Annotated in this window: 27 protein-coding genes; 13 read left to right on the top strand and 14 right to left on the bottom strand. The window is 73.8% G+C overall.

The window, feature by feature from the left end:
- Both LG395_RS20890 and LG395_RS20885 read right to left on the bottom strand, forming a co-directional pair.
- A partial coding sequence (locus tag LG395_RS20890) for a maltotransferase domain-containing protein (RefSeq protein WP_225810806.1) occupies nucleotides 1–599 on the bottom strand: 599 nt, incomplete at its 3' end.
- A gap of 109 nt (nucleotides 600–708) precedes the next feature.
- Nucleotides 709–1,008, bottom strand: a complete 300-nt coding sequence (locus LG395_RS20885; RefSeq protein WP_030641557.1) for a DUF5133 domain-containing protein — start codon at nucleotides 1,006–1,008, stop codon at nucleotides 709–711.
- Between the two features lie 305 nt (nucleotides 1,009–1,313).
- On the opposite strand from LG395_RS20885, the gene LG395_RS20880 reads away from it, so the two are divergent.
- Entirely contained in the window at nucleotides 1,314–1,826 is a 513-nt protein-coding gene (locus LG395_RS20880; RefSeq protein WP_225810805.1) for a pep a2, read from the top strand.
- A gap of 23 nt (nucleotides 1,827–1,849) precedes the next feature.
- Entirely contained in the window at nucleotides 1,850–3,970 is a 2,121-nt protein-coding gene (glgX, locus tag LG395_RS20875) for a glycogen debranching protein GlgX (RefSeq protein ID WP_372463450.1), read from the top strand.
- Nucleotides 3,971–4,033: 63 nt separating this feature from the next.
- On the opposite strand, the gene LG395_RS20870 is transcribed toward glgX, so the two are convergent.
- A complete protein-coding gene (locus tag LG395_RS20870; protein WP_171159026.1) occupies nucleotides 4,034–4,843 on the bottom strand; it encodes a VOC family protein in 810 nt (269 codons plus the stop codon).
- Between the two features lie 128 nt (nucleotides 4,844–4,971).
- Between LG395_RS20870 and LG395_RS20865 the strand changes: the two genes are divergently transcribed.
- The gene (locus tag LG395_RS20865; RefSeq protein WP_171159027.1) at nucleotides 4,972–5,286 is read left to right on the top strand and encodes an ANTAR domain-containing protein; all 315 of its coding nucleotides are present in this window, start codon (nucleotides 4,972–4,974) and stop codon (nucleotides 5,284–5,286) included.
- A 47-nt stretch (nucleotides 5,287–5,333) separates the two neighbouring features.
- Here the strand turns inward: LG395_RS20865 and LG395_RS20860 are convergent, their stop codons facing one another.
- Nucleotides 5,334–6,131 carry an RNA polymerase sigma factor SigF gene (locus tag LG395_RS20860; protein ID WP_225810803.1) on the bottom strand — a complete coding sequence of 266 codons (798 nt, stop codon included), beginning with the start codon at nucleotides 6,129–6,131 and terminating at the stop codon, nucleotides 5,334–5,336.
- 251 nt (nucleotides 6,132–6,382) lie between these two features.
- Here LG395_RS20860 and LG395_RS20855 point away from each other — a divergent pair, with 251 nt between their 5' ends.
- The 4 genes from LG395_RS20855 to LG395_RS20840 all read left to right on the top strand — a co-directional run bounded on the left by LG395_RS20855 (nucleotide 6,383) and on the right by LG395_RS20840 (nucleotide 9,278).
- Nucleotides 6,383–6,838, top strand: coding sequence for a MarR family winged helix-turn-helix transcriptional regulator (locus LG395_RS20855; protein WP_171159029.1), 456 nt, complete (start codon nucleotides 6,383–6,385; stop codon nucleotides 6,836–6,838).
- Complete coding sequence (locus LG395_RS20850) at nucleotides 6,835–7,758, top strand: ABC transporter ATP-binding protein (protein WP_225810802.1); 924 nt, start codon at nucleotides 6,835–6,837, stop codon at nucleotides 7,756–7,758. The genes LG395_RS20855 and LG395_RS20850 overlap by 4 nt, the downstream gene beginning before the upstream one ends.
- Complete coding sequence (locus LG395_RS20845; RefSeq protein ID WP_171159031.1) at nucleotides 7,718–8,563, top strand: ABC transporter permease; 846 nt, start codon at nucleotides 7,718–7,720, stop codon at nucleotides 8,561–8,563. Before LG395_RS20850 ends, LG395_RS20845 begins: the two co-directional genes overlap by 41 nt.
- A gap of 190 nt (nucleotides 8,564–8,753) precedes the next feature.
- Nucleotides 8,754–9,278, top strand: a complete 525-nt coding sequence (locus LG395_RS20840) for a hypothetical protein (protein ID WP_225810801.1) — start codon at nucleotides 8,754–8,756, stop codon at nucleotides 9,276–9,278.
- A 30-nt stretch (nucleotides 9,279–9,308) separates the two neighbouring features.
- Here the strand turns inward: LG395_RS20840 and hemC are convergent, their stop codons facing one another.
- The 3 genes from hemC to LG395_RS20825 all read right to left on the bottom strand — a co-directional run bounded on the left by hemC (nucleotide 9,309) and on the right by LG395_RS20825 (nucleotide 13,356).
- Entirely contained in the window at nucleotides 9,309–10,244 is a 936-nt protein-coding gene (hemC, locus tag LG395_RS20835) for a hydroxymethylbilane synthase (RefSeq protein WP_171159033.1), read from the bottom strand.
- A gap of 25 nt (nucleotides 10,245–10,269) precedes the next feature.
- Nucleotides 10,270–11,250 (bottom strand): ATP-dependent DNA ligase, encoded by a 981-nt coding sequence (locus LG395_RS20830; protein ID WP_225810824.1) that lies wholly within the window; start codon nucleotides 11,248–11,250, stop codon nucleotides 10,270–10,272.
- Nucleotides 11,251–11,886: 636 nt separating this feature from the next.
- Entirely contained in the window at nucleotides 11,887–13,356 is a 1,470-nt protein-coding gene (locus LG395_RS20825) for an MFS transporter (RefSeq protein WP_225810800.1), read from the bottom strand.
- Between the two features lie 239 nt (nucleotides 13,357–13,595).
- On the opposite strand from LG395_RS20825, the gene LG395_RS20820 reads away from it, so the two are divergent.
- Nucleotides 13,596–14,261, top strand: coding sequence for a TetR/AcrR family transcriptional regulator (locus LG395_RS20820; protein ID WP_171159035.1), 666 nt, complete (start codon nucleotides 13,596–13,598; stop codon nucleotides 14,259–14,261).
- A gap of 33 nt (nucleotides 14,262–14,294) precedes the next feature.
- On the opposite strand, the gene glpK is transcribed toward LG395_RS20820, so the two are convergent.
- On the bottom strand, nucleotides 14,295–15,809 hold the full coding sequence (glpK, locus tag LG395_RS20815) for a glycerol kinase GlpK (RefSeq protein WP_171159036.1): 1,515 nt from the start codon (nucleotides 15,807–15,809) through the stop codon (nucleotides 14,295–14,297).
- Nucleotides 15,810–15,853: 44 nt separating this feature from the next.
- Nucleotides 15,854–16,621 carry an IclR family transcriptional regulator gene (locus tag LG395_RS20810; protein ID WP_225810799.1) on the bottom strand — a complete coding sequence of 256 codons (768 nt, stop codon included), beginning with the start codon at nucleotides 16,619–16,621 and terminating at the stop codon, nucleotides 15,854–15,856.
- Between the two features lie 183 nt (nucleotides 16,622–16,804).
- On the opposite strand from LG395_RS20810, the gene LG395_RS20805 reads away from it, so the two are divergent.
- Entirely contained in the window at nucleotides 16,805–17,227 is a 423-nt protein-coding gene (locus tag LG395_RS20805) for an ATP-binding protein (protein WP_171159038.1), read from the top strand.
- On the opposite strand, the gene LG395_RS20800 is transcribed toward LG395_RS20805, so the two are convergent.
- Nucleotides 17,173–18,390: a PP2C family protein-serine/threonine phosphatase gene (locus LG395_RS20800; RefSeq protein WP_372463447.1), complete on the bottom strand. Its 1,218-nt coding sequence runs from the start codon at nucleotides 18,388–18,390 to the stop codon at nucleotides 17,173–17,175. The genes LG395_RS20805 and LG395_RS20800 overlap by 55 nt on opposite strands.
- Nucleotides 18,391–18,488: 98 nt before the next feature.
- A complete protein-coding gene (locus LG395_RS20795) occupies nucleotides 18,489–19,247 on the bottom strand; it encodes an IclR family transcriptional regulator (protein ID WP_171159040.1) in 759 nt (252 codons plus the stop codon).
- A gap of 162 nt (nucleotides 19,248–19,409) precedes the next feature.
- Between LG395_RS20795 and LG395_RS20790 the strand changes: the two genes are divergently transcribed.
- From LG395_RS20790 to LG395_RS20780, 3 genes are all read left to right on the top strand, one after another.
- Nucleotides 19,410–19,790, top strand: coding sequence for a DoxX family protein (locus LG395_RS20790; protein WP_225810798.1), 381 nt, complete (start codon nucleotides 19,410–19,412; stop codon nucleotides 19,788–19,790).
- Complete coding sequence (locus tag LG395_RS20785; protein ID WP_171159042.1) at nucleotides 19,787–20,254, top strand: peroxiredoxin; 468 nt, start codon at nucleotides 19,787–19,789, stop codon at nucleotides 20,252–20,254. Before LG395_RS20790 ends, LG395_RS20785 begins: the two co-directional genes overlap by 4 nt.
- A gap of 71 nt (nucleotides 20,255–20,325) precedes the next feature.
- The gene (locus LG395_RS20780) at nucleotides 20,326–22,656 is read left to right on the top strand and encodes a SpoIIE family protein phosphatase (protein WP_225810797.1); all 2,331 of its coding nucleotides are present in this window, start codon (nucleotides 20,326–20,328) and stop codon (nucleotides 22,654–22,656) included.
- Here the strand turns inward: LG395_RS20780 and LG395_RS20775 are convergent, their stop codons facing one another.
- The 3 genes from LG395_RS20775 to LG395_RS20765 form a co-directional block, all read right to left on the bottom strand.
- Complete coding sequence (locus LG395_RS20775) at nucleotides 22,657–23,091, bottom strand: cupin domain-containing protein (RefSeq protein WP_225810796.1); 435 nt, start codon at nucleotides 23,089–23,091, stop codon at nucleotides 22,657–22,659.
- Between the two features lie 143 nt (nucleotides 23,092–23,234).
- Nucleotides 23,235–23,840, bottom strand: a complete 606-nt coding sequence (locus LG395_RS20770; RefSeq protein WP_225810795.1) for a DNA polymerase ligase N-terminal domain-containing protein — start codon at nucleotides 23,838–23,840, stop codon at nucleotides 23,235–23,237.
- Nucleotides 23,841–23,905: 65 nt separating this feature from the next.
- Nucleotides 23,906–24,769, bottom strand: a complete 864-nt coding sequence (locus tag LG395_RS20765; protein WP_225810794.1) for an oxidoreductase — start codon at nucleotides 24,767–24,769, stop codon at nucleotides 23,906–23,908.
- A gap of 150 nt (nucleotides 24,770–24,919) precedes the next feature.
- On the opposite strand from LG395_RS20765, the gene LG395_RS20760 reads away from it, so the two are divergent.
- Nucleotides 24,920–25,798: a helix-turn-helix domain-containing protein gene (locus tag LG395_RS20760; protein ID WP_171159047.1), complete on the top strand. Its 879-nt coding sequence runs from the start codon at nucleotides 24,920–24,922 to the stop codon at nucleotides 25,796–25,798.
- Nucleotide 25,799 lies beyond the last annotated feature (1 nt).

Here is a 25,799-nt window from a genome sequence, read left to right as displayed (position 1 = left end):
TACAGCGCCCGTTCGCGCTCCACCAGCAACGGCATCGGCTCCGAGGCCGTGACCAACTCCCGCAACGGGTACCGCGCGAGGACCGCCTCCACCTCCGGCGCCAGCGCCGGCTTCAGACGGTCGTGCACCGACAGGGAGTCGTCGCCGAGGGCACGAGCGGCGGCCAGGACCAGGGCGCGCTCGGGGCCCTTGGGCACTCCGGCGGCGGCCCGCTCGTACAGCTCCGCGCCCTCCTCCAGGACCAGGCCGGTGTCGATCCCGGCCGGTACCTTCACGGACGCGGTGTGCCGCCACGTCGCCAGCGGATGGCTCCAGGCCTCCACCCGGAAGGTCCAACGGCCCGTCGCGTCCGGGGTGATCCGCGCACCCCAGCGGTCGCTGCCCGGGGACAGCTCCCGCATCGGTGTCCAGGGGCCCCGGCGGCCCTGGGGATCACGCAGGACCACGTTCGCCCCCACGGCATCGTGCCCTTCACGGAACACGGTGGCCGTGACCTCGAAGGTCTCCCCGGTCACCGCTTTCGCCGGGCGCCTGCCGCACTCCACGGCCGGCCGGACGTCACGTACCGGGACACGGCCGATGGCCGGGGTCCTGCGCATGTATCTCACCTCCGCCGTGCGCGGAGCCGGGCACTTGGCCCGGCTCCGCGATCCGAAAGTCGGGCCGGCGCGTGCCGGTCCCGAGAGGAACGCCTTGTACGGTGCCAGGTCAGGGGCTTGGCGCCGTGGAACGCCGCTCCGGTGGTGGCGCTCTTCTGGCCGCCCGGCGTGGCTGCGGCCGTCCGTCCTGCTCGCGCAGGTAGGTGACCAGGTTCGTGCGGAGATAGCGTTCGGCGGCGTCCGCGGCCTCGCGGGCACAGCGTTTGCCCATCAGCACGCACAGCGTGTACCCCGAGTCCTCGAAGGTGGCCCGGACCGTGCGGTCGTGGGGCGAGGCGAGCATCACGCGCTCCCACGCCCGGTAACGCCGCAACTGCCGGGCCACTTCGGCCTTGGCGGGTAGCAGCATGACCCTCAGCCACCTCCCACGCTCTCGACTGGGCGCGTTCCCGACGGTCGGGTGGCGTCCGCGCACAGGAGGGCGCGGCACCGTTACGGCGATCGAGGCTTTCACTTATGGTGCACGCGCGACGACGCAGCGTCTTGTTGGAGCTTCAACCATTCGGGTGGGGAGGGTGTTCCTGTTGCACGAATGGCGTAGTGGGCTCACCGTGGAGGTGACTCAGAAGCGATCAGCGCTCACGCTATGTGTCCGGGATCCCTCCCGGACGGGGCAAGGGGAGCGAGAGCTTCGCCGGTGAGGAGCAAGCGACGATGAAGACCGCAGTGCCCTGCTACTACCACCTCGACGTGGAAGTCAGCCCGGAACGGGTGGGACAGGTCAGCCGCATCCTGGCCGCCCACCTCCGCTACTGGGACCTCGAGAACCTCGTGGACCCCGTCTGCCACGGCGCCGAACTGCTGCTGCGTGCGATCGACGCGCACGCGACGGACAAGCACACCTCGATCGAGATGTGGTGGAACGGCCAGCACCTCATCACCGCCTTCGGTGACGACGACCCCGATCTGCGCCCGGACCTGGACCTGAGGTCCTGCCTCGCGGACATCGCAGCGATGAGCGACGGCTGGGGCTGCTGCGCCTCGGACACCGGCAGCAAGATCATCTGGTTCTCGCAGCGCGCCCGCGCAGGCCAGCGCGTTCCACTGGTGCCCACCGCCCCCGCGCCGACGCTGCGGGAGGGCCTGACGCTACCGCGCGAGGAGCCGGTGACCGTGCTCGCCGCGCCCGCGACCGCCGGTGACGACGCCCTGGAGGGCAGCCGGTGACCGCCCGAAAGAACCGCAAAGGGGTGCCCGTGTGGAGCGGGCACCCCTACCCGTTGGGAGCCGCGTTCGACGGACAGGGCACCAACTTCGCCCTGTTCAGCGAGGTCGCCGAGCGCGTCGAACTGATCCTCGTCGACGACTCCGGCGGCGCGAGCGCCGTCCCGCTGCAGGAGGTCGACGGCTTCGTGTGGCACGCCTACCTGCCCGGCGTCGGACCCGGCCAGCGCTACGGCTACCGGGTGCACGGCCCCTGGCAGCCCTCGCTCGGCCACCGCTGCAACCCGGCCAAGCTGCTGCTCGACCCGTACGCCCGTGCCGTGGACGGCCAGATCGACAACCACGCCTCCCTGTACGAGCGCGCCCCGGACGGGCCCGCCCCGGACGACAGCGCCGGCCACTCCATGCTGGGTGTGGTCACCGACCCGTTCTTCGACTGGGGCGACGACCGCCCGCCCCGGACGGCGTACGCGGACTCGGTGATCTACGAGGCGCACGTGCGCGGCCTGACCATGACCCACCCTGACGTCCCGGAGCGGCTGCGCGGCACCTACGCCGGCCTCGCGCATCCCGCGGTGACCGAGCACCTCACCTCGCTCGGCGTGACCGCCGTCGAGCTGATGCCGGTCCACCAGTTCGTCCAGGACGGCGTGCTCCAGGACCGCGGCCTGTCCAACTACTGGGGCTACAACACCATCGGCTTCTTCGCCCCGCACAACGCCTACGCCGCCTTCGGCACCCGCGGCCAGCAGGTCAACGAGTTCAAGGCCATGGTGAAGGCACTGCACGCGGCCGGCCTGGAAGTCATCCTCGACGTGGTCTACAACCACACCGCCGAGGGCAACGAACTGGGCCCCACCTTGTCCTTCCGGGGCATCGACAACGCCTCCTACTACCGCCTGGTCGACGGCGACTGGGCGCACTACTACGACACCACCGGCACCGGCAACAGCCTGCTGATGCGGCACCCCTACGTACTCCAGCTGATCATGGACTCGCTGCGGTACTGGGTCACCGAGATGCACGTCGACGGCTTCCGCTTCGACCTCGCGGCCACCCTGGCCCGGCAGTTCCACGAGGTCGACCGGCTCTCGGCGTTCTTCGACCTGATCCAGCAGGACCCCGTCATCAGCCGGGTCAAGCTCATCGCCGAGCCCTGGGACGTCGGCGAGGGCGGCTACCAGGTGGGGAACTTCCCGCCGCTGTGGTCGGAGTGGAACGGCAAGTACCGGGACGCGGTGAGGGACTTCTGGCGGGCCGAGCCCGGCTCCCTCGGTGAGTTCGCCTCCCGGCTCACCGGCTCCTCCGACCTCTACCAGCACAGCCGGCGCCGGCCGCGCGCGAGCGTCAACTTCGTCACCGCGCACGACGGTTTCACCCTGCGCGACCTGGTGTCGTACAACGACAAGCACAACGAGGCCAACGGCGAGGACAACCGGGACGGCGAGAGCCACAACCGCTCCTGGAACTGCGGGGCGGAGGGCGACACCGACGACCCGGCCGTGCTCGAACTGCGGGCCCGCCAGCAGCGCAACCTGCTGGCCACGCTGCTGCTCTCGCAGGGCATCCCGATGCTCTGCCACGGCGACGAACTCGGCCGCACCCAGCGGGGCAACAACAACGCCTACTGCCAGGACAACGAGATCTCCTGGATCGACTGGGAGCTGACCGAGGAGCAGCGCGCCCTCGCCGACTTCACCCGGAGCCTGATCGCGCTGCGCGCCGCGCACCCGGTGCTGCGCCGCCGCCGCTTCTTCCGCGGCGAGACCGCGACCCACGCCAGGCAGCCGCTGCCGGACCTGATGTGGCTGCGGCCCGACGCCCGGGAGATGACCGACCGCGACTGGCAGCGCGGGGACGCGCACACGGTCGGGGTGTTCCTCAACGGGGACGCCATCGCCGAGCGCGACTCCTACGGCCGCCGCATGGTCGACGACTCCTTCCTGCTGTGCGTCAACGGCTACTGGGAGCCGGTCGTCTTCCGCCTGCCCGACGACTCCTTCGGGGAGCGGTGGACCACCCTGATCGACACCGCCGACCCCGAGGGCGTCCCCGACGAACGCGAACGGAAGGCGGGCACCAGGCTGCGGGTGGAGGCGCGCAGCCTGGTGCTGCTCTCCCGCCCGTCGCGTGCCGCCGGCACGTGACGCGACCGTGCGACGGCGCCGCACCCCGGGCGGGTGCGGCGCCGTCGGCGCGCGGTGCCGGCCTCAACGGCTCCGGCGGGACGTCACCGTGAACTGGGCGCCGTCCGGGTCGCGCAGGATCGCCTCCGTCTCCTCCTCGCGCAGCACGCTGCCACCGTGCTTCTCCGCCGTACGGGCGCAGCCGGGCACGTCGGCCACCGCGAAGTGGACCTGCCAGTGCGGTCGTACCGAAGGGTCCGGGGCCGCCTCCACCGCTCCCGAGTCGATGCGCGCCACGATGTCGCCCTGGCTGCGCAGCACCACCTCGCCGCCCTCGTACTCGACCTCGCAGCAGCCCGGCAGCCCGGTCGCCCAGCCCAGCACCTCGCCGTAGAAGATCGCGGCGTCGAAGGCGTCCCGGGTGTGCAGCCGGACGAAGGTCGGGGCCGCCTGCCGCCACGCCTCCCAGTTGGTGACCAGTTCGCCCTGCCAGATCCCGAACGTGGCCCCGTCCCGGTCGGCGAGCAGCGCCGCCCGGCCCGGCGGGAACGACAGCGGCCCGACCGCCGACGTACCGCCGCGCTCGCGCACCCGGGACACCGCCACGTCCGCGTCCGCCACGGCGAAGTACGGCGTCCAGGCCACCGCCATCTGCCACATGGAGGCGACGGCGGCGATCCCGGCCACCGGGACCCCGTCCGCCAGGGCGATCCGGAAGTGTTCGCCGAGCTTGGCGCCGCGCCAGCGCCAGCCGAGGACGGCTGCGTAGAAGTCCTGGGTGGTCTGGAGATCGCGGCTGGTCAGGCTCACCCAGCACGGTGCGCCGTAGACGGAGTGTGTGGAGACGACTTCTTTTCTGCGGGTCTCGCCGCCGGTGCGGGTGTCGTGGTTCATGGCAGTCGCGTCCTGCTCTCGGGGCCGGGCGGCCACCGGTCTGACACCAGTGTCCGACCGGAAGCGGGTGGGCTGCCTGTCGAGTACCCCGGGTGGCGGCGGTGCAGGCCCCTGCGCAGGATGGAGGGATGGGAGACATCGAGCCGGACCGGATCGCCGCGCTGCAGGCGGAGGTCGACCAGCTGAAGGAGGCCATGACCTCCCACGCGGTGATCGACCAGGCGATCGGGATGGTCGTGGCCCTCGGCCGGGTGACCCCGGACCAGGGGTGGCAGGTGCTGAAGGAGGTCTCCCAGCACACCAACATCAAGCTGCGCAACATCGCGGAGCTGATCCTGATCTGGGGGCGGCGCGGCGACATCCCGGCCCAGATCAGGGCCGCGCTGGAGGACGCGCTGGACCGGTACGGCCCCACCCAGGTGCCGGGGTCCGAGGGACAGTAGGCCCCCGGGGCCGGGGGAGGAGCCGCGGGGGGCGGGGGACCGGGGGATCAGCGGGCGCGGACCTCCGCCAGCAGTTCGTCGCGCAGCCGGTCGAAGCAGCCGCTGAGCAGCCGCGAGACGTGCATCTGCGAGATGCCCAGCTGCTGGGCGATCCGGCTCTGGGTCATACCGCCGAAGAACCGCAGGTAGAGGATGGTGCGTTCGCGTTCGGGCAGCGCCTCCAGACACGGCTTGACCGCGGCCCGGTCCACGACGAGGTCGAACCCCGGGTCAGGACCGCCCAGGGAGTCGCCCAGGGCGTAGCCGTCCGTGCCGGCCACCTCGGCGTCCAGGGACAGGGCGGAGAAGCACTCCAGCGCCTCCATCCCGGTGCGCACCTCGTCCTCGCCGAGCCGTGTGAACGCGGCGATCTCGGCGACGGTGGGGGCCCGGCCCGGTGTGGTCTGCGCCAGCTCCTTGGTGGCGGCGCGGACCCGGTTGCGCAGGTCCTGCACCCGGCGCGGCACGTGCAGGGTCCACATGTGGTCGCGGAAGTGGCGCTTGATCTCCCCGGTGATGGTCGGCACCGCGTACGCCTCGAAGGCCCGGCCGCGGTCGGGATCGTAGTGGTCGACGGCCTTGACCAGGCCCAGCGCGGCCACCTGGTACAGGTCCTCCAGGGCCTCGCCACGGCCGCGGAACCGCACGGCGATCCGCTCGGCCATGGGCAGCCACAACCGGACGAGCTCGTCCCGCAGCGCCTGGCGCTCGGGACCGTCGGGGAGGCCGGCGAGCCGCTCGAAAGCGCCGCCGGTGTCCGGGGCGTCGTCGTGCGGATGGGGTTTCGTGCTGCCAGTGACACGCATCGCGCGCACCTCTCTCAGCAGGTGCTGGATGACAGACACCGTGGGAGGTGCGCTCGGACCATGGATAGGACACCGGGGCGTGCGGCACAAGGCCGGCTCCCACGGACGTGCCTCCTGTCCGAAGCACTGCTCATCCCTTTCCCGCTGACGGGCATCTCAAAACAAACCCGTACATATCGGGGAAGTCGGGCGCGGTGTCTTGACCGGCCCTTGGGAGGCGATACCTCTGTAACAGAGGTAATCTCCGAAGCGTGAACGCCGACGCCTTCCCGGAGGAACTGGCCGACGCGCTGGTGCGCATCCAGCGGCTGATCCGGCGCCGGCTGCGCGGCGGGCTCACCGGGCCCCGGCTGCGCGGCGCCGAGGTCGAACTGCTGCGGCTGGTCGAGTCCCGGCCCGGCATCGGCGTCTCGGACGCGGCGCGACGGCTGCACCTGGCCGGCAACTCCGTGTCGACCCTGGTCAACCAGCTGGTCCGGGACGGCTACCTGGTCCGCGAGACCGACCCGGCCGACCGGCGTGCCGCCCGGCTGCTGCTGACCGGGGCCGCCGAGCAGCGGCTCGCGGACTGGCGGCGCCGCCGGGCCGAACTGGTCGGCCGGCACGTCTCCCGGCTCGGCGAGGCCGACCGCGAGGCCCTGCGCGGGGCCCTCCCGGCCCTGCGCAGACTGGCCGTCATGCTGCACGAGGAGGCCGAGGAAACATGACGAGCGACATGCCCGACGTATCCGGGACGGCGGGTGCCGGCGAGGCCGCGGCGGCCCCCGGTGACCCCGGTGCTCCCTCCGCGGCCACGGCCCGGGGCGGCGTCGAAGCCGTCTCCTGCACCGGGCTCGCCCACGCCTTCGGCGAGACCCGCGCCGTCGACGGGCTCGACCTGGCCGTCCGGGAGGGCGAGGTGTTCGGGCTGCTGGGGCCCAACGGGGCCGGCAAGACCACCGCCATCCGGTGCATCACCACCCTGCTGCCCGTCCCCGCCGGCATGGTCCGCGTCTTCGGGCACGACGCCGCCAAAGAGCCGATGGCGGTGCGCCGGCTGCTCGGGTACGTCCCGCAGCAATTGTCCGCCGACAGCGGACTCACCGGCCGGGAGAACACCGCCCTGTTCGCCCGGGTCTTCGACGTGCCGCGCCGCGAGCGCGCCGCGCGCGTCGACCAGGCCCTCGCCGCCGTCGGCCTCGCCGACGCCGCGGACCGGCTGGCCGGCACCTACTCCGGCGGCATGGTCCGCCGCCTGGAACTCGCCCAGGCCCTGGTCAGCGCGCCCCGGCTGCTCATCCTGGACGAGCCCACGATCGGCCTGGACCCGATCGCCCGTACCGGCGTCTGGGAGCACATCAACGCCGTACGCGCCGTCACCGGCATGACCGTCCTGGTCACCACCCACTACATGGACGAGGCGGACCAGTACTGCGACCGGGTCGGCCTCATGCACCGCGGCCGGGTCCGCGCCCTCGGCACCCCCGCGGCCCTGCGCCGCGGCCTCGCCGAGCGGCAGGGCGCCGACCGCCTGCCCACACTGGAGGACGTCTTCCGCGACGTCGCCGGCAGTGGCCTCGAAGACCACCCCGCAGGAGGTTTCCGCGATGTCCGAAGCACCCGCCGCACCGCGCACCGCGTCGGCTGACGGCACCGCCCTGCTGCTCACCCCGCCCGTGCCGCGCGCGGGCTGGCGCGTCCTGCCCGCGCGGGTGGCCGCCATGTGCGCCGTCGAGCTCCAGAAGCTGCGCCACGACCGGACCGAGCTGTACACCCGCGCGGTCCAGCCCGCCCTGTGGCTGCTGATCTTCGGCCAGACCTTCACCCGGATCCGGGCGATACCCACCGGCGGGGTCCCGTACATCGACTATCTGGCGCCCGGCATCATCGCCCAGTCGGCGATGTTCATCGCGATCTTCTACGGCATCCAGATCATCTGGGAGCGGGACGCGGGCATCCTGAACAAGCTGCTCGTCACCCCCACCCCGCGCTCGGCCCTGATCACCGGAAAGGCCTTCGCGGCCGGGGTGAAGTCCCTGGTCCAGGCGGTCGTCGTGATCGTGATCGCCGCACTGCTCGGCGTCGCCCTCACCTGGAACCCGCTCCGGCTGCTCGGCGTCGCCCTCGCGGTGGTCCTCGCCTCGGTGTTCTTCTCCTGCCTGTCGATGACCATCGCGGGGATCGTGCTCAGCCGCGACCGGCTGATGGGCTTCGGACAGGCGATCACCATGCCGCTGTTCTTCGGCTCCAACGCCCTGTATCCCGTGTCGGTGATGCCGGGCTGGCTCCAGGCCGTCAGCAAGGTCAACCCGCTGAGCTATCAAGTGGACGCCCTGCGGGGCCTGCTGCTCGGCACGCCCGCGCATCTCGCCGCCGACTTCGGGGTGCTGGCGGTGGCCGCGGCGGCGGGCATCACCGCGGCCTCCGCGCTGCTCGGCCGGCTGGCCCGCTGATCTTGCAGCGGACGTGATGTGCGGCACGCGCGCGTACCCGGCCGCGAGGGGCCGGACCCGGATTCTTCCTGCGCAGCGCTTGATCGCCGATCAAAGCGGGTGAATCCCCTGGCCACGCCGCATTCCGCATATTTGACAGTGCGCTGAGCGCACAGATAGACAGCAGCTCTCGAAGGTCGAGAGGGGCACTGTGTACGAGCCGAACGTGGTCGGGGACTGGCACGAGTACGACGAGCATGCCGGTCTGCGGGTCCGCGTCCACCGTCTGGAGCCGGCCGAGCCGCCGCGCGGACGGGATGACGCCGCCGCCGGGCTGACGTACTTCAGCGTCCGGGTGACCGTGGAGAACCGCGGCGCACGGCACTACGGCATCCATCTGGAGGACGGTCAGATCGACGTCCGCGTCGGCCCGGACGGCGAGGGTGCCTTCATCGACTGGCGCAACTCCCAGTTCATCGAGGGCTTCGACGTCTACCCGCTGCGCCGGGCCACCGCCGTCGTCTACGCCGCCGCACCCGAGGCCGCCCTCACCCACGTGGACGTACAGGTCCAGCTGCGGGTGGAGGACGAGTGGACCGAGCGCCGGCTGTGGGCGGGCGGCATCGGCATCGTGGAACCGGCCGCGCCCGCCGCGCCCGCCGGCACCGGCCAGGGCAGCCTGGCCCACCAGGTCAGCGCGTTCCTGAAGGACCAGAGCGAGCCCGGTTCCGCCTGACGGGCGCCCGCACGGGGTGCCGTACGACGCTCAGTGCGGAATGCCGTCGATGATCTCGCGCGCGCCCTGCCGCAGCAGCGCCACCGCGACCGAGGTGCCGAGCGTGGCCGGATCCAGCCGGCCCGCCCACTCGTGGGCGTTCAGCCGGGTCTTGCCGTCCGGCGTGAAGACACAGGCCCGCAGGGAGAGTTCGCCGCTGCGGTCCACTCGCGCGTAGCCGGCGATGGGGCTGTTGCAGTGTCCCTGCAGCACGTGCAGGAACATCCGCTCCGCCGTCGCCTCCCGGTGGGTGTCCGGGTCGCTGAGCCCGCTGACCGCGTCGATCAGCTCGGTGTCGTCCTCCCGGCACTGCAACGCGAGGATGCCCGCGCCGATCGGCGGCATCATCGCCTCCGGGGAGAGCACCTCGCTGATCACGTCCGTCCGGCCGATGCGCTCCAGGCCGGACACCGCCAGCAGCAGCGCGTCCGCCTCGCCGGCGGCCAGCTTCTCCAGCCTGCGGTTGGCGTTGCCCCGGAAGGGCACGCACTCCAGGTGCGGATGGGTGGCGGCCAGTTGGGCGATGCGGCGCACCGCGGAGGTGCCGATCCGGGTGCCGGCCGGAAGCTCGTCCAGGGTGAGGCCGTCCGGGTGCACCAGCGCGTCCCGGATGTCGTCCCGCTTCAGGAACGCGGCGAACACCGTCCCGGCCGGCAGCGGCCGGTCGGCGGGCACGTCCTTGACGCAGTGCACGGCGAGATCCGCCTCCCCGGCCAGCAGGGCGGCGTCCACCTCCTTGGTGAACGCGCCCTTGCCCTCGACCTGGGAGAGATCGCCGAGCCACTTGTCGCCGGTGGTCTTCACCGGTACGACCGTGGTGCGCACGCCCGGGTGCAGCGCCGCCAACCCGGCGCGGACCCGGTCGACTTGGGCCAGGGCCATGGGCGAGTCGCGGGAGACGATTCGGATCAGTTCGGGAACCGGCATGCGGGACACGATAGACCCACCGGCCTCAGCCGGGCTCCCCGGGCAGGTCCGCCGCCGACTCCTCCGGGGTGAGATCCGGGCGCAGCCGCAGCCAGGAGGGCTGGCGCAGCATCCCGTGCCGGGTGCGGTTGCTGTAGCTGACCTCGCCCACCAGCCGGGGCAGCACCCAGCGGGCGCCGGGGACACGCGGCACGGGGTCGAAGGGGCACCGGTCGCTCGCCGTGTCCCGCAGCAGGTCCGCCAGCCGGGCGCGCTCGGCCCCGCTCCAGCCGGTGCCCACCCCGCCGACGTACCGCAGCCGGCCCGCCGGGTCGCGCTGGCCGGCCAGCACCGCTCCGGGCAGTCCGGTCAGCCGGCCCTTTCCGGGCAGCCAGCCGCCGACGATCACGTCCTCGGCCCGCATGTTCCGGATCTTGATCCAGGCGCGGGAGCGCACACCGGGCTCGTACACCGAGTCCAGCCGCTTGCACACCAGGCCCTCCAGGCCGTGTTCCCGGGTCGCCGCCAGTGCCTCGGCGCCGTGCCCGGTCACCGCCCCGGGTGTCGACCAGTACGGCCCCGCGAGCCCCAGCTCCTCCAGCCGCGCCCGCCGCCGGCGGTACGGCAGCCGTACCAGGGGCTCCTCCAGATAGGGCACGTCGAACAGCACCAGGTGCACCGGGACCTGGGCGGCCCGGCGCGCCGCCCGCGCGGGGGCGTGCGCGAGGCCCATCCGGCTCTGCAGCAGCTGGAAGTCGGCGCGGCCCCGCTCGTCCAGGGCCAGCACCTCGCCGTCCAGCACGGCGGGGACGGTGCCCAGCGCCCCGCCGAGCGGCCGGAGCTCGGGGTAGGCGCCGGTGATGTCCTCGCCCGAGCGGGCGCGCAGCAGCACACTGCCGTCGCCGGGCAGGTACGCCATCACCCGCTGGCCGTCCTGCTTGGTCTCGTACGCCCACCGCGCGTCCTGCGCGGCGGGCGGCAGGCTGCCGGGCGTCGCGAGCATGGGCGGAATCAGCGGCAGGGTCACGGCGGTCACGGCAGAGATCTCGACCACCTCCGGTCCGGTCACGCACCTTTCCCGCCGGGTTCCCCTGAACGGTCCCGCGCCGTCACGAGGCGCGGTGGCCGGGTGGGGCCCGGTGCGGGGCGGGGGCGTGGCGGCCGGACGCGTTGTGCGGGGCCCGGTGCCGGCCGGGCGGGGGCGGTTACGGGGTGCCGGGCGGGCGTGGTGCCGGCTGCCGGTGCCGCCCGGCGCGTGGACGCCGGGCCGGTCCGCGGAGGGTCTGGCGGCGAGGGCGGGCCGGCTCGGCGAGGCGGGCCGGCGGGCCGTGCCGCTCGGCCGGGCGACCGGCGGCTGACCGGCGCCGCCGGGCCGTCAGGCGACCGGCCGCGGTCCGCCGCCCGCGGCCGGGTCGAGCCGGTGTGCCGTGCCGGGCCCGGATGACACGGGCCCGTGGGACGGGTGGGCCGGTACGGCACCGGGCCGGCCGACCCGCCGGGAGGAGCCGCCGGGGCCGTCCCGGACGGGGGCGACCGCACGGGACGACGAGCCCCGCCCAGCCGACCTGTTCCGGCGGCGGGGTTACTCCGGCCGGCTTCCGCCGACCCCCTCGCCGGTGCACGGCACCCGGCGCGCCCGACGGGCCCGCACGAGCGTGTCCGTTCAGGTCACCCGTTCGGTCGCCGGTTCCGGGACCGGGGTCGCACCCGGGGTGCCGGGGCGGTGGCGGGGGAGGAAGGAGGCGAGGACGAAGGCGAGGGCCGCCGCGCCCGCGCCGAGTGCCATGACCGCCTTGAAGCCGTTCTCGGACGGCAGCGCGTGGCCGCCGAGGCTGATCGTCAGCTGGGCGAGGATCACGCCCGCGACCGCGCTGGCCACCGACGTGCCGATGGACCGCATCAGCGTGTTGAGGCTGTTTGCGGCGGCGGTCTCCGACGGCGGTACCGCGCTCATGATCAGTGCGGGCATGGCGCCGTAGGCGAAGCCGACGCCCGCGCCGATGACGCAGGAGACCAGGACCAGGTGCCAGACCTCGCTCATCAGCACGATGTTCAGCGCGTACCCGGCGGCGACGATGACCGCTCCGGTCATGAGCGTGATCTTCGGGCCCCGGGACTTGGTGATCATGGCGGAGACCGGTGCCATGGCCATCATCACCAGGCCCTGCGGCGCCATCACCAGGCCGACGGTGAGCATCGACCTGCCGAGGCCGTACCCGGTCCGGGCCGGCAGCTGGAGGAGCTGTGGCAACACCAGGGACATCGCGAACATCGAGAAGCCGAACGCGATGGAGGCCAGATTGGTGAACAGCACCTGACGGCGGGCGGTGGTGCGCAGGTCCACCAGCGGCTGCGCGGTGCGCAGCTCGAACACGCCCCAGCCCAGCAGGACGACGACGGCGAGCGCGAACAGACCCAGGGTGGTGCCGCTGGTCCAGCCCCAGTCGGCGCCCTTGGAGACGGCCAGCAGCAGCGAGACCAGGCCGACGGCCATGCCCAGCGCGCCGGCCACGTCGAAGCGCCCGCCCGTGCGCACGCTGGACTCCGGCACCAGGCTCAGCACGCACACGAACGCGACGACGCCGAGGCTCCCGGAGGTCCAGAACAGCACGTGCCAGTCGAAGTGGTCGGCGATGAAGGCCGCGGCGGGCAGCCCGAGCGCGCCGCCGACACCCAGCGAGGCGCTCATCAGCGCGGTCGAGCCGGCCAGCTTCTCCGGCGGCAGCTCGTCGCGCATGATGCTGATGCCCAGCGGGACCACGGCGGCGGCGAGCCCCTGGAGCGTACGGCCGACGATCATCGGGACGAGCGCGTCGCTGAGCGCGCACACCACCGAGCCGGCCACCAGCAGCACGAGGCTGACCACCAGCAGGCGCCGCTTGCCGAACATGTCGCCGAGCCGGCCGGCCACCGGGGTGGCGACGGCGGCGGCCAGCAGCGTGGCCGTGACCGCCCAGGCGGCGTCGGACGCCGAGGCGTGCAGATAGCCGGGCAGCTCCGGGACGATCGGGATCACCAGGGTCTGCATCAGCGACACGGTGATGCCGGCCAGGGCCAGCACCGCGACCACGGCGCCCGGCCGGGCCGGAGCGGAGCGGCCGGCCTCGGCGGGCCGGGCGGGGGCGTCGGACATGGGAGAACCTTCCGGGACTGGGGAGGGCACGGGAGCCGGCGGGTGACCGGCGACTTTTAAGTCAACTGCTTGACTTACTGTAGCGGTACGGGACGGTGGCACGCGGGGGCCTGTCCCCGCCGGCGCGGGCGGGACCGTAGGCTGCCCTGGCTGGACCTCGCCGCCCCGGTTGAGGACCTGGGACGGAGCGCGGGACGGGCCGGCCCAGGGCGGTCGGCAGTCCCGGAGCGGTGGTGAGCATGGCGCGCAGGACGGCGCGGGCCGAGCAGGTGAGCGCGACCCGGGAGGCGATCCTGACCGCGGCGGAGCGGCTGTTCGCCGAGCACGGCGTGTACGCCGTCTCCAACCGCCAGGTCAGCGAGGCCGCGGGGCAGGGCAACAACGCCGCGGTCGGTTACCACTTCGGTACCAAGGCCGACCTGGTCCGCGCGGTCGCCCGGCGGCACGCCGAGCACATCGAGACCCTGCGGGAGCGGGCGCTGGCGGCGGCCGGTGACTCCACGGACGTACGCGACTGGGTCGACTGCCTGATCCGGCCGGTGACCGGGCACCTGGCGAGCCTCGGCAGCCCCACCTGGTATGCCCGCTTCTGCGCCCAGGCCATGACCGACCCGGCCCTGCACGAGATCATGGTCGAGGAGTCCCTGGCCTCACCGGCGCTGCGCGAGGCGGTCGAGGGCCTGAACCGCACCCTGCCGGAACTGCCGCCCGAGGTGCGCGCCGAACGCGGCCAGATGGTCCGGCTCCTGATCCTGCACACCTGCGCCGAGCGGGAGCGGGCCCTGGCGGAGGGCACCCCGACCCCGCGCGCCACCTGGGACGAGGTGGCCACGGGCCTCGCGGACGCGATCGTGGGCCTGTGGCTGGCCCCCGTGGGCACCGTCCGCCGGACCGCGAGCGGCTGAACCGGGCGGCGGGCCGGGGCCACCGCCCAGGTGTCAGGAGGACCGCGGCGGCCCGACCCAGCCCAGCGAGCGTTCGACGGCCCGCTGCCAGTTGTCGTACTCCGCCTCCCGCCGCCCGGGGTCCATGGCGGGCAGCCACTGGCCGGCCTTGTGCCAGTTGCGGCGCAGCACCTCGAGGTCGGACCAGTAACCGGCGGCGAGCCCGGCCGCGTAGGCGGCGCCGAGGGAGACCGTCTCGGCGACCATCGGCCGGACCACCGGCACGTCGAGCACGTCGGCCACGAACTGCATGAGCAGGTTGTCCGAGGTCATGCCCCCGTCCACCTTCAGCTGCCGCAGGGCGACCGAGGAGTCGGCGTTCATGGCGTCGACGACCTCCCGGGTCTGCCACCCGGTGGCCTCCAGGACGGCCCGCGCCAGATGCCCCTTGGTGATGTACGAGGTGAGCCCGACGATGACCCCGCGCGCGTCGCTGCGCCAGCGCGGCGCGAACAGGCCCGAGAAGGCGGGGACGATGTAGCAGCCGCCGTTGTCCTCGACCGTCCGGGCGAGGGTCTCGATCTCCGGCGCGCTGCTGATCAGCCCCAGGCGGTCACGGAACCACTGGACGAGCGCGCCGGTGACGGCGATCGACCCTTCCAGGGCGTAGGCCGGCTGCTGCTCCCCGATCTTGTAGGCGACCGTCGTGAGGAGCCCGTGCCGGGACCGCACCAGGTCGGTCCCGGTGTTGAGCAGCAGGAAGCTGCCCGTTCCGTAGGTGCACTTGGCCTCGCCCGGGGAGAAGCAGGTCTGGCCGAACAGGGCGGCCTGCTGGTCGCCGAGCGCGGCGGTGATGGAGACGCCCGGCAGCAGCGAGCGGGCCTCGCCGTACGGTTCCGCGGACGACCTGATCTCGGGGAGCATCGAGCGGGGCACCCCGAAGAAGGCCAGCAGTTCGTCGTCCCAGGCGAGCTTGCGGATGTTCATCAGCATCGTGCGGCTGGCGTTGGTGGCGTCCGTGATGTGCAGACCGCCGTCGGGTCCGCCGGTGAGGTTCCAGACCAGCCAGCTCTCCATCGTGCCGAACAGCACCTCGCCGTCCCGGGCGCGCTGTTCGACCCCCTTGACGTGGTCGAACAGCCACCGGATGCGCAGTGCGGAGAAGTAGGTCGACGGCGGCAGGCCGCACCGTTCGAGGAAGAACCCCTCCCCGGGGTCTTCCGCGAGGGCGTCGACGAGCGGCGCCGTGCGGGTGTCCTGCCAGACGATCGCCCGGCCGAGCGGCGCGCCGGTCCGCCGGTCCCAGAGCACCGTCGTCTCCCGCTGGTTGGCCAGGCCGATCGCCGCGATCTGCCCCTCGCCCACACCGGCGTCCGCCAGGGCCTCGGGCACCACGCGCCGCAGGTTCTGCCAGATCTCGACGGCGTCGTGCTCGACCCATCCGGGCTTCGGGAAGTGCTGCTGGTGCTCCTTCTGCGCGACCGAGACCAGCCGCCCACGGTGGTCGAACAGGATGCATCGGGTCGAGTTGGTGCCCTGATCGACGGACATCACGTACCGTTCAGCCATGATCGGGTCTGCCTTCCGACGGATCGAGGGGCGGCTGTCCTGGCCTACCAGCGGGCGGCTCCGAGGTCCCTGGAGACCGCCCGCGCGGCTTCCCGGAGCAGACTGACCAGATGCGGGCGGGGCCGGCCCTGGCCGTCACAGATCCGCTCGAGGGGCCCGGACAGCCCGATGGCGCCGACGACGAGCCCGCCGTGCCCCCGGATCGGCGCCGAGATCCCCGCCTCACCCATGCTCATCTCCTGGATCTCGGCGGCCCAACCGAGCTCCCTGACCTCGGCGAGCGCCCGGGCGAGCCGCTCGGGGTCGACCAGCGTGTGCCGGGTGTACGCCTCCAGCCCCGGCGGCCGGACCGGCTCGACGGTCGCCGTCCCGAAGGCCAGCAGGACCTTGCCGAGCGAGGAGGCGTGCAGGGGCAGCAGCGCGCCCACGTCCAGGGTCTGGAAGGTGTCGTCCGGCCGGAACACGTGGTGGACGATGAGGACGCTGCCCTCCAGCGGGGTCCCGAGGCGCACCGCCTCCCCGCTGCGGGCGGCCAGGGCGTCGGCCCAGTTCAGCGAGCGGGAGCGCAGTTCGTTGACGTCCAGGTAGCTGGTGCCGAGGTGCAGCAGGGCGGCTCCCAGCTGGTACTTCCCGGTGGTCGCGTCCTGCTCCACGAAGTCCACGTGCTGGAGCGTGCGCAGGATGCCGTGGGCGGTGCCCTTCGCCAGCCCGAGCGACGCGGCCACCTCGCCGAGACCGAGTCGGCGGGGGCCACCGGCGAGCAGGCGCAGGATCGCCGCCGCCCTTTCGATCGACTGGACTGGGCCGGCCATGAGGCGAGCCTATTACCGCTGCGGACGCTTCGCCGCGCGGACGAGACGCGGCGCCGGGGACCGCTCGTTCGGTAATGCCGACCGCCGTTCATTGACCAGTCCGGTTTGTCTCCTTAGGTTTCATTGAAGCCCGGAAAGGCGCCGACTCACGCGCCCGGCCGGCACACACCATCGGGAGAGAACATGGCGGCACAGCTCAACACGCTGCTACGGGCGGCGGCACGCGAACACGTGTGTCCGGTGCCGCCCGTCCCCGACGCCGTCTCGGCCGTGCGCCGGGGTGCGGCGGCGGCGCTCACCGACTGGGACGTGTCCGCGCAGATCGCCGAGGACGCGCTGCTCGTGGTGTCGGAGCTCGTCACCAACGCGATCCTCCACGCCCGGCCCCCGGCCGAGCTGCGGCTGACCTGGGAGGCGGGCGAGGGCGGCGGCACGCTGCGCGTGGAGGTCACCGACGCGGGACCCGTGCGTGCGGCGGGGCAGCCGATCGGCTGGCTCGATCCGGACGAACACGGCCGGGGCGAGGCGATCGTCCACGCCCTGGCGACACGTCACGGCATACGGGTCCGTCGTGGCGGGGTCACCCGCTGGGCGGAGCTAGTCTGAGGCGTCCGCGGCGCCGTCCGAGGTCCCGCCGGCGCGGAGTCCGGCTCCCGCGCGGCCGTCCTGCGCAGCAGCAGGAGGGCCGCGTCGTCGTGCAGCCGCCCGCCCACGTGCGCCAGCAGTTCGCCGTGCAGCCCGGTGAGCGTGCGGGCCGGCTCGTCGGACAGATGCCGGGCCACGCCCTCGGCCAGCGGATAGAACGCGCCCGCGTCGTCGCGGGCCTCGGTGACCCCGTCGGTGTAGAGCAGCAGCTGGTCGCCCGCGGTGAAGGGCAGCCGCTGGAGGCGGGGCTCCTCGCCCGAGAGGGCGCGCAGCCCCAGGGGTGGCGCGGGGTGGGCGGGCTCGACCGCCCCCGCGCCTGCGGCGGCCGGTATCAGCAGGGGAGGCGCGTGTCCGCAGTTCACGACCTCCAGGTGTCCCGCCGAGGGGCAGCCGACGACCACGGCGGTGACGAAGTCGTCCGGGCCGAGGTTGCGCGCCAGGCTCCGCTCGATCCGGCTCACGACGGCGAGCAGGTCGGGCTCGTCGTGGGCGGCCTCGCGGAACACCCCGAGCACCAGTGCGGCGGTTCCCACGGCGGGCAGCCCCTTGCCGCGCACGTCGCCGACGATCAGCCGGACACCGTGCGGGGTGGACACCACGGCGTAGAGGTCCCCGCCGATCCGGGCCTCCGCCGCGGCGGCGCTGTACCGGACGGCCACCTCGAACGGGCCCACGGTCCCGGGCACGGGCTGGAGCACCGCCCGCTGGGTGGCCTCGGCGACCGAGCGCACGTCCGCGAGGACCCTCTCCCGGTGGCCGCTGAGCGCACCGGTCAGGCCGCTCGCCGCGGTGACGGCCACCAGTGCGCACAGGACGGCCGCGAGCTCGTGTCCGGGAGTGCCGTGCGCCAGGGCCAGCGCCGTGCCCGTCGCCGCGGCGAGGAGACCGGCGCAGAGCACGCCGTGCAGGCCGCTGACGGTGGCGGCCAGGGCCGGTCCGGCGGCCAGCAGCGGCAGCCACGTCGTGCCGGTGCCCCCGGCGACGCCGACGAGCATGACGAGCGCGGCGACCAGGACCGGCAGCGCGTGCACGAGCACGGCCGGCAGTCCGCCGGCATGCCGGCGGACCCCTCTGCGGCCACCGGCCGTCCGGTTCTCGCACAGCCGGTATGGGACCTGGCGCATGTCTCGTCCGCAGTCCTCGCCTGTAGGGGGTGCACACCCGGAATGTCCGTTCCATCCAGCAAACGAGGTGGAAGGGGGCGGACGCAAGGAGCGGATTTTCAGATAGTGAGCGAGAGGCCTCTGGTCACCCGGACGGCGGTCGTGAGGAGCCGGGCCCGGATCTCCCGGAGCCGGTCCTGCCGCTCCACGGGCAGGGAGACGCCGAGTGAGCCGGGGGTGGCGCCGCGATAGACGGCCACGGCGACGCAGACGGTGCCGAGCGCGTACTCCTCCAGGTCCGTCGAGGCCGGTGCCATGGGGGGCGACTCGATCCTGCGGAGCAGCTCCGGGAGGCTCGTGACCGTGCGGGGCGTGAGGTCGGCGAGCTGGTGCCTGGACAGGTAGTCCCGGCGGGCCTCCGCGTCCAGCTCACGCAGCACGGACTTGCCCAGCGCCGTGGCGTGTCCGGCGTCCTCGAACCCCACCCAGAGGTCCACCCGGGGCGTACGGGGACCGTCGACGATGTCGGCCACCCTGATCTCGCCGTCCTCGTAGAACGTGAGGTAGGCGGGCGTGGACAGCTCGTCCCGCAGGGCCGCCAGCGCCGGGCGCACCCGGCTGAGCAGCGACTGGGCGCCGGCCGCCGCGTGCAGCGAGTCCAGCCGGTCGCCGAGGACGAAGCCGCCGTCGTCCAGTTTCCGCACGTATCCGTCGTGCAGCAGGGTGCGCAGCAGGTGGTAGGCGGTGGCCAGGGGCAGCCCCGTCTCGCGCGCCAGCTGTTTCGCCGGCGCACCGTTCTCGTGCGCGCTCACCGCCTCCAGCAGCCGGAAGGCCCGCTGTACGGAGCCGATCAGGGTGGGACCGTCCTGGGCGCCCATAGCTACCAGGCTGCCCCGGGCGCCTGATCCGGGCAAGGCCGGGATCAAGAGGGGTGGCCGCTCCTCCTGCGGGAGAAGTAGTCGAGTCCGCCCGCCGGGAACGGCCGCCCCGGGCGCCTACCGTCGAGTAATATCCGGCGGCAGGACACCGAAGGAGGTACCGTGCCCCGGTCCCCACGCTCACCCCTGCTGCTCGCCGGTCTGCTGGCGGCCGCCGGAGTGGCCCATTTCGCCGTTCCGCGGCAGTTCGACGCGACCGTGCCCCGTGCGCTGCCGGGCCCGCCCAGGGCCTGGACCTACGGGAGCGGGGTCGTCGAGCTGGCCCTCGCGGCCGGGGTCGCGGCGCCCCGCACCCGCACGCTCGCCGCGAAGGCGGCGGCCGCCTTCTTCGTCGGCGTGTTCCCGGCCAACGTCCAGATGGCCGTCGACTGGCGTGGCCGGCCCGCGCCGCTCAGGGTGGCGGCCCTCGCCCGGCTGCCCCTCCAGGTGCCGCTGGTGCTGTGGGCGCGCGGGGTCGCCCGGAACGGCAAGGGGCGCTCATGACCGGGCGCGTCGGGATCGGGGCCAAGGCCGAGGACTTCGCCCTGCCGGACGAGACCGGCACCACCCGCCGGCTCACCGAGCTGCTGGCGGCCGGACCGGTCGTCCTCTTCTTCTACCCCGCCGCCCTCACCCCCGCCTGCACCGCCGAGGCCTGCCACTTCCGCGACCTCGCCGCCGAGTTCGCCGCCGTCGGCGCCCGGCCCGTCGGGATCAGCGGGGACACCGTCGACAAGCAGCGGGAGTTCACCGGCCGGCACCGTCTCGGCATGCCGCTCCTCTCCGACGCCGACGGCACGGTCCGCGAGCGGTTCGGCGTCAGACGCGGCTTCTCCCTGGCGCCGACCAAACGGGTCACCTTCGTGATCGCCGAGGACCGTACCGTCCTCGAGATCGTCCGCAGCGAACTGCGCATGAACACCCACGCCGACCGGGCCCTCGCCGCCCTCCGGGCCCACCGGGGCTGAAGCGGACACCGAGGGCGGAGCGGACACCCCGCCGCTTGATGGACCGGGACAATCGGATCATCCTGGGGCGTATGACAGATGTCGCCGCCATGGCGGTCATCGACGCGCACGGCACGGTGACCGGGTGGACCGAGGGCGCGCGGCTGCTCACCGGCCATCCGGCCGACGAGGTCGTGGGCCGGCAGGCCACGGACCTGCTGGCCGAGGACCTCCCCGGCGTCATCCTCACCGCCCGCGCCGGCCCGGTCGCCGTGCGCCACCGCGACGGCCACCGCTTGGTGCTGCCCCTCACCGTCTGCCCGCTCGCCGGCGCCGCCGGCCGGCCCGCCGGCTACGTCGTCACGGCCCTGCCCCCCGGCGCCAGCCTGGCCGCGCAGGCCTTCGAGCAGGCGTCCATGTCGATGTCGGTCTTCGACCTCCGCCAGCGCTACCTGAGGGTCAACGCCGCCGCCTGCCACGCCATGGGTGTCCCCGAGGAAGCACTGCTCGGCCGGTCCTTCCCGGACACCGTCGCGGACACCGAGCACAGCCGCGGCTTCCTGGCCCGTCTGCGCGAGGTCGCCGAGACCGGCCGCCCGGTCCGCTACGAGAGCTACAGCGGCGCCCCCGCCCTCGACCAGGAACGGGCCTGGAGCATCGAGATGTGGCCGCTGCGCGACGCCTCCGGCGAACCGGCCGCGGTCGCGCTCGCCGCGTCCGACAGCAGCGAGCAGTACTGGGCCCGGCGCCGCCTGGCCCTGCTGAACGAGGCCGCGACCTGCGTCGGCACCACCCTGGACGTGATCGGCACCGCAGAGGAGATGGTCGCACTGCTGGTCCCGCAGTACGCGGACTTCGCCAGCGTCGACCTGCTCGACTGGGTGCTCGGCCCCGACGAACCGCCGACGCCGCCGGACGGCGGGGTCGTCCTGCGCCGCGTCGCCCACGGCTCCACCCGCCCCGGCAACCCCGCGGCGGCTCTGCACCTCGGGGAGACCGACGTCTACCAGCCGGCCTCCCCGCCCGCCCGCGCGCTGCTCCGGGGCCGCGCGGTGCTCAGCCAGGCGGGCGAGCCCGGGTTCGTCCACTGGCTGGCCGAACGCAACGCGCGCTCCCCCGGGGGCCGCCCGTTCCGGCAGGGCGCCCACTCCATGATCGCGGTCCCGCTGCGGGCCCGCGGCACCACCCTGGGCGTCGCGGTCTTCGTCCGCATGCGCCACCCCGACGACTACGGCCCCGACGACGCCGTCTTCGCCGAGGAGCTCGCCAGCCGCGCCGCCGTCTGCATCGACAACGCCCGCCGCTTCACCCGCGAACGCGCCACGGCCCTCACCCTCCAGCACAGCCTGCTCCCGCGCGGCCTGCCCGGACAGGCCGCGGTCGACGTCGCCCACCGCTACCTGCCGAGCGGATCCCTGGCCGGCATCGGCGGCGACTGGTTCGACGTCATCCCGCTCTCCGGCGGACGGGTCGGGCTGGTCGTGGGCGACGTGGTCGGCCACGGCATCCAGTCCTCCGCCACCATGGGCCGGCTCCGCACGGCCGTGCGGACACTCGCCGACGTAGACCTGCCGCCCGACGAACTCCTCACCCACCTCGACGACCTGGTCACCCACCTCGCCGCCGACGGCAGCGGGGAGGAGGTCGCCGAACTCGGCGCGACCTGCCTGTACGCCGTCTACGACCCGGTCTCCCGCTGTCTCTCCCTGGCCGCCGCCGGCCACCCCGCCCCGGCCGTCGTCCTGCCCGGCGGCACCGCGCAGTTCCTCCCCGTCGCCGCCGGGCCACCGCTCGGCGTCGGCGGACTGCCGTTCGAGGCGACGGAACGGGAACTGCCCGAGGGCTCGGTCGTCGCCCTCTACACCGACGGCCTGATCGAGGACCGCGACCGGGACCTGGACGGCGCCACCGAGGAACTGCGCCGCGCCCTCACCGCACCCGCCGCCTCCCTCGAAGCCCTCGCCGACGACGTCCTGAAAGCCGTCCTGCCCGATCAGCCCGGCGACGACGTCGCCCTGCTCCTCGTGCGCACCCGGGCCCTGGGCGCCGACCGGGTCGCCACCTGGGACGTGCCGCCCGACCCCGCCCAGGTCGCCGTCGTGCGGCAGGCCGCGACCGAGCAACTGACCGCCTGGGGACTCGCGGAGAGCGCCTTCGTCACCGAACTCGTCGTCAGCGAACTCGTCACCAACGCCATCCGCTACGGCGAACCGCCCATCCGTCTCCGCCTGATCCGTGACCGCGCCCTCATCTGCGAGGTCTCCGACGGCAGTTCCACCTCCCCGCACCTGCGCCGGGCGCACGCCTACGACGAGGGCGGCCGGGGACTGCTGCTCGTCGCCCAGCTCACCCAGCGCTGGGGCAGCCGGCAGACCGTCGCGGGCAAGACCATCTGGGCCGAACAGCCGCTGCCCGGGGACTGATCACTGGAACGCGCAGCCCGGGTTCGGCGCGTCCTCGGAGAACGGGGAGCCGTGCGGCAGCACGTACAGCACCTCCAGGACGAGCGGCGTGTCCCCCAGGTTGCGGCCGATGTGGACGTGGTCGCTCCCGGACGGCTCCCGGATCGTCGCGCCCGTCCGGTACACGCCGTCCGAGCCGCACGTGGCGTCGAAGTGGCTGAGCGTGCCCTGCTCGACGACGCCGTACAGCGGACCGTCGTGGTAGTGCCAGCCGGTGCTCTGGCCGGGCGGGACCGTGATCTCCCGCAGGGTGTAGTCGGTGCCGCCGACGGTGGTCTGCGCGAGGATCCGGGCCGTCACACCGGGACCGGCCGGGGTCGCCCCGGCGGGGCCGCAGAGGGTGAGGGCGGCGGCGGTCACCACGCCGACGACGGCGGTACGGAGTGCGGTGCGCATGCGGGGCCTCCAGGGGCGCGAGCGGACACCGCCCGAACATAGAGGCCGTGGAGGCGGGCTGGGGCCGGAACCCGGTGATCCGGATTCCGGCGCCCGCGAGCCGCACCGCCACCGTCACTCCGGACGGCGCGGCTCCGCCGGGGTCACTCCCGGCCGGCGGCTACCTGGGCCAGGGTGCGCCCGCTGCGCACCGAGCGGGCCCGCCGGGGATGGGGGGTGCCGTGCCCGTCCGGCCGCGCCGGCCCCTTGCGCACCAGCAGCCAGGCCTCCTCCCCGTCCGTGCCCCCGCGGAAGCGGGTGAGGGCGTACTCGCCGCGCAGCTTCGCGCCGTGCAGCCGGAAGGTGGCGTGCCCGCGCTCCAGGGACTCGGCGAAGTCCACCGGGCGCCCCCGCCGGTCGTGGCTGAGCGGCTCGTACGTCCCGCGGTCCCACACGATCACGGTGCCGCCGCCGTACTCGCCCTTCGGGATGACGCCCTCGAAGTCCTCGTACTCCAGCGGATGGTCCTCGGTCGGCACCGCCAGCCGCTTGTCCCCGGGGTCGGTGGACGGGCCCTTGGGCACGGACCAGGACCTCAGGATGCCGTCGACCTGGAGCCGGAAGTCGAAGTGCATCCGCCGCGCGTCGTGGATCTGCACCACGAACCGGGGCTCCTCGCCCCGCGTCCGCTCCGCCTGCCCCGACGGCTCGCGGGTCCGCCCGAAGTCACGCTTGCCGCGGTACGTCCGCAACCGGTCCTGTGCCGCCACCTCCGGCTCCTTCCCACGACGCCCGCCTCCGCCCCACGCGCCCCGGGTACCCCGCCCCCGCGCGGTCAGCCCGCGATGCCGTCCAGCTCGGCCATCGCGTCGTCCGGCAGCACCAGGCCCGCCGCGGCGATGTTCTCCCGCAGGTGATCGGGGGAGGAGGTGCCGGGGATGAGTGCGATGTTCGGCGAGCGGCGCAGCAGCCAGGCCAGCGCCACCTGCTGCGGCGACGCCTCCAGCCGGGCGGCCACCTTCGCGAGCGCGTCCGACTGCAGCGGGGTGAACCCGCCGAGCGGGAAGTACGGGACGAAGGCGATGTTCTCCGCCGCCGTGCGCTCCAGCAGCGCGTCGTCCTGCCGGTTGGCCAGGTTGTACAGGTTCTGCACGCTCACCACCGGCGCGATCGTCCGGGCCTCGTCCAGCTGGGCGAGCGACGCGGCGCTCAGCCCCAGGTGCCGGATCAGCCCGCGCTCGCGCAGTTCGGCCAGGGCGCCGAACTGGTCGGCGACCGGGTCCTCGTTCGGGGTGTCCATGTCGCCGAGCCGCAGATTGACCACGTCCAGCGAGTCCACGCCGAGGTTCCGCAGGTTGTCGTACACCTGCGCCTTCAGGTCCTCGGGGTGCCGGGACATGATCCAGCTGCCGTCGGCTCCCCGCCGGGCCCCGACCTTGGTGACGATGCGCAGACCGTCCGGGTAGGGGTACAGGGCCTCCCTGATGATCTGGTTGACGACGACGGGCCCGTAGAAGTCGGCCGTGTCGATGTGGGTGATGCCCGCCTCCACCACCGCGCGCAGTACCGCCACCGCCCGGTCACGGTCCCGCGGCGGGCCGAAGACGTGCGGTCCGGCCAGCTGCATGGCGCCGTACCCGACGCGGGTCAGGGTCAGGCCGTCGGCCGGGGTGACGGTGCCACCGAGCTGTGCAGTCATGTCATACCTCTCCAGGTGTGCCGGCCACCGGACGTTCCCGGCGGCCTCGCGATCCACCCTCCGCCCGATCCGCGCGGCACGGCAGTGTCCCCGCGATCCTGGGAGTGACAGGGACAGTCACCGCCGCCCGGACGGCCGTACGGTGGGGGCGTGGACGGATCGAACGCGCTCGGTGAGTTCCTGCGCGCCCGCCGGGCGCTGGTACGGCCCCAGGACGTTGGGCTGCCCGGTGGCGGCCTGCGCCGGGTGCCCGGGCTGCGCCGCGAGGAGGTCGCGATGCTGGCCGGCATCAGCTCCGACTACTACCTGCGGCTGGAGCAGGGCCGCGACCGCAACCCCTCCGTGCAGGTGCTGGAGGCCATCGCCCGGGTGCTGCGGCTGGACACGGACGCCACCGCCCACCTCGTCGGGCTCGCCCAGGAGCGGCCGGGGCCCGGCCCGCGCCCCGGGCGGCGGGCGCAGCAGGTCCCGGCGAGCCTGCTCCAGCTCATCGACGGCTGGCCGCGCAACCCCGCCTACCTCCAGAACCGCTACACCGACTGCCTGGCCGCCAACGCGCTGGCCACCGCGCTCACCCCGAACTACGCGCCCGGCGTCAACCTGCTGAGGGCCGTGTTCCTCGACCCCGCCGAGCGCGCCCTGCGCCGGGACTGGACGGACCTCACCGCCGAAGGCGTGGCCGCCCTGCGGTCCGAGGCCGGGACCGACCCCGACGACCCCCGGCTGCGCGACCTGGTCGGCGAGCTGTCCCTGCGCAGTGAACGCTTCCGCACCCTGTGGGCCCGCCACGAGGTCCGTCCCCGGCGCGGCCGGGTCAGCCACCTCAGCCATCCCCAGGTCGGCGACCTCGACCTGCACTCCCACAAGCTGTCCGTGGACGGCACCGACGGACTCACCCTGGTCGTCTTCCACGCCGAACCCGGCAGCCGCAGCGCCGAACTGCTGGACATCCTCGGCAGCCTCGCCGCCCCGGGGCGGCCGAGCGCGCCCGGGGCGGAACGCAGGGAGGAGCAGACCGAGGAGCCGTAAC

The organism is Streptomyces spinosus (genome assembly GCF_020400655.1).
GTDB lineage: Bacteria > Actinomycetota > Actinomycetes > Streptomycetales > Streptomycetaceae > Streptomyces > Streptomyces argyrophylli.
Note: the sequence above shows the minus strand (reverse complement) of the source record. Positions and strands in the feature narration are given on the sequence as shown.

What these genes read in the sequence shown, in the direction of transcription:
- LG395_RS20885 (WP_030641557.1), bottom strand. Translation starts at nt 1,008, where the DNA reads ATGCTGCTACCCGCCAAGGCCGAAGTGGCCCGGCAGTTGCGGCGTTAC.
- LG395_RS20880 (WP_225810805.1), top strand. Translation starts at nt 1,314, where the DNA reads ATGAAGACCGCAGTGCCCTGCTACTACCACCTCGACGTGGAAGTCAGC.
- LG395_RS20870 (WP_171159026.1), bottom strand. Translation starts at nt 4,843, where the DNA reads ATGAACCACGACACCCGCACCGGCGGCGAGACCCGCAGAAAAGAAGTC.
- LG395_RS20865 (WP_171159027.1), top strand. Translation starts at nt 4,972, where the DNA reads ATGGGAGACATCGAGCCGGACCGGATCGCCGCGCTGCAGGCGGAGGTC.
- LG395_RS20860 (WP_225810803.1), bottom strand. Translation starts at nt 6,131, where the DNA reads ATGCGTGTCACTGGCAGCACGAAACCCCATCCGCACGACGACGCCCCG.
- LG395_RS20850 (WP_225810802.1), top strand. Translation starts at nt 6,835, where the DNA reads ATGACGAGCGACATGCCCGACGTATCCGGGACGGCGGGTGCCGGCGAG.
- LG395_RS20845 (WP_171159031.1), top strand. Translation starts at nt 7,718, where the DNA reads ATGTCCGAAGCACCCGCCGCACCGCGCACCGCGTCGGCTGACGGCACC.
- hemC (WP_171159033.1), bottom strand. Translation starts at nt 10,244, where the DNA reads ATGCCGGTTCCCGAACTGATCCGAATCGTCTCCCGCGACTCGCCCATG.
- LG395_RS20825 (WP_225810800.1), bottom strand. Translation starts at nt 13,356, where the DNA reads ATGTCCGACGCCCCCGCCCGGCCCGCCGAGGCCGGCCGCTCCGCTCCG.
- LG395_RS20820 (WP_171159035.1), top strand. Translation starts at nt 13,596, where the DNA reads ATGGCGCGCAGGACGGCGCGGGCCGAGCAGGTGAGCGCGACCCGGGAG.
- glpK (WP_171159036.1), bottom strand. Translation starts at nt 15,809, where the DNA reads ATGGCTGAACGGTACGTGATGTCCGTCGATCAGGGCACCAACTCGACC.
- LG395_RS20810 (WP_225810799.1), bottom strand. Translation starts at nt 16,621, where the DNA reads ATGGCCGGCCCAGTCCAGTCGATCGAAAGGGCGGCGGCGATCCTGCGC.
- LG395_RS20805 (WP_171159038.1), top strand. Translation starts at nt 16,805, where the DNA reads ATGGCGGCACAGCTCAACACGCTGCTACGGGCGGCGGCACGCGAACAC.
- LG395_RS20800 (WP_372463447.1), bottom strand. Translation starts at nt 18,390, where the DNA reads ATGCGCCAGGTCCCATACCGGCTGTGCGAGAACCGGACGGCCGGTGGC.
- LG395_RS20795 (WP_171159040.1), bottom strand. Translation starts at nt 19,247, where the DNA reads ATGGGCGCCCAGGACGGTCCCACCCTGATCGGCTCCGTACAGCGGGCC.
- LG395_RS20785 (WP_171159042.1), top strand. Translation starts at nt 19,787, where the DNA reads ATGACCGGGCGCGTCGGGATCGGGGCCAAGGCCGAGGACTTCGCCCTG.
- LG395_RS20780 (WP_225810797.1), top strand. Translation starts at nt 20,326, where the DNA reads ATGACAGATGTCGCCGCCATGGCGGTCATCGACGCGCACGGCACGGTG.
- LG395_RS20775 (WP_225810796.1), bottom strand. Translation starts at nt 23,091, where the DNA reads ATGCGCACCGCACTCCGTACCGCCGTCGTCGGCGTGGTGACCGCCGCC.
- LG395_RS20765 (WP_225810794.1), bottom strand. Translation starts at nt 24,769, where the DNA reads ATGACTGCACAGCTCGGTGGCACCGTCACCCCGGCCGACGGCCTGACC.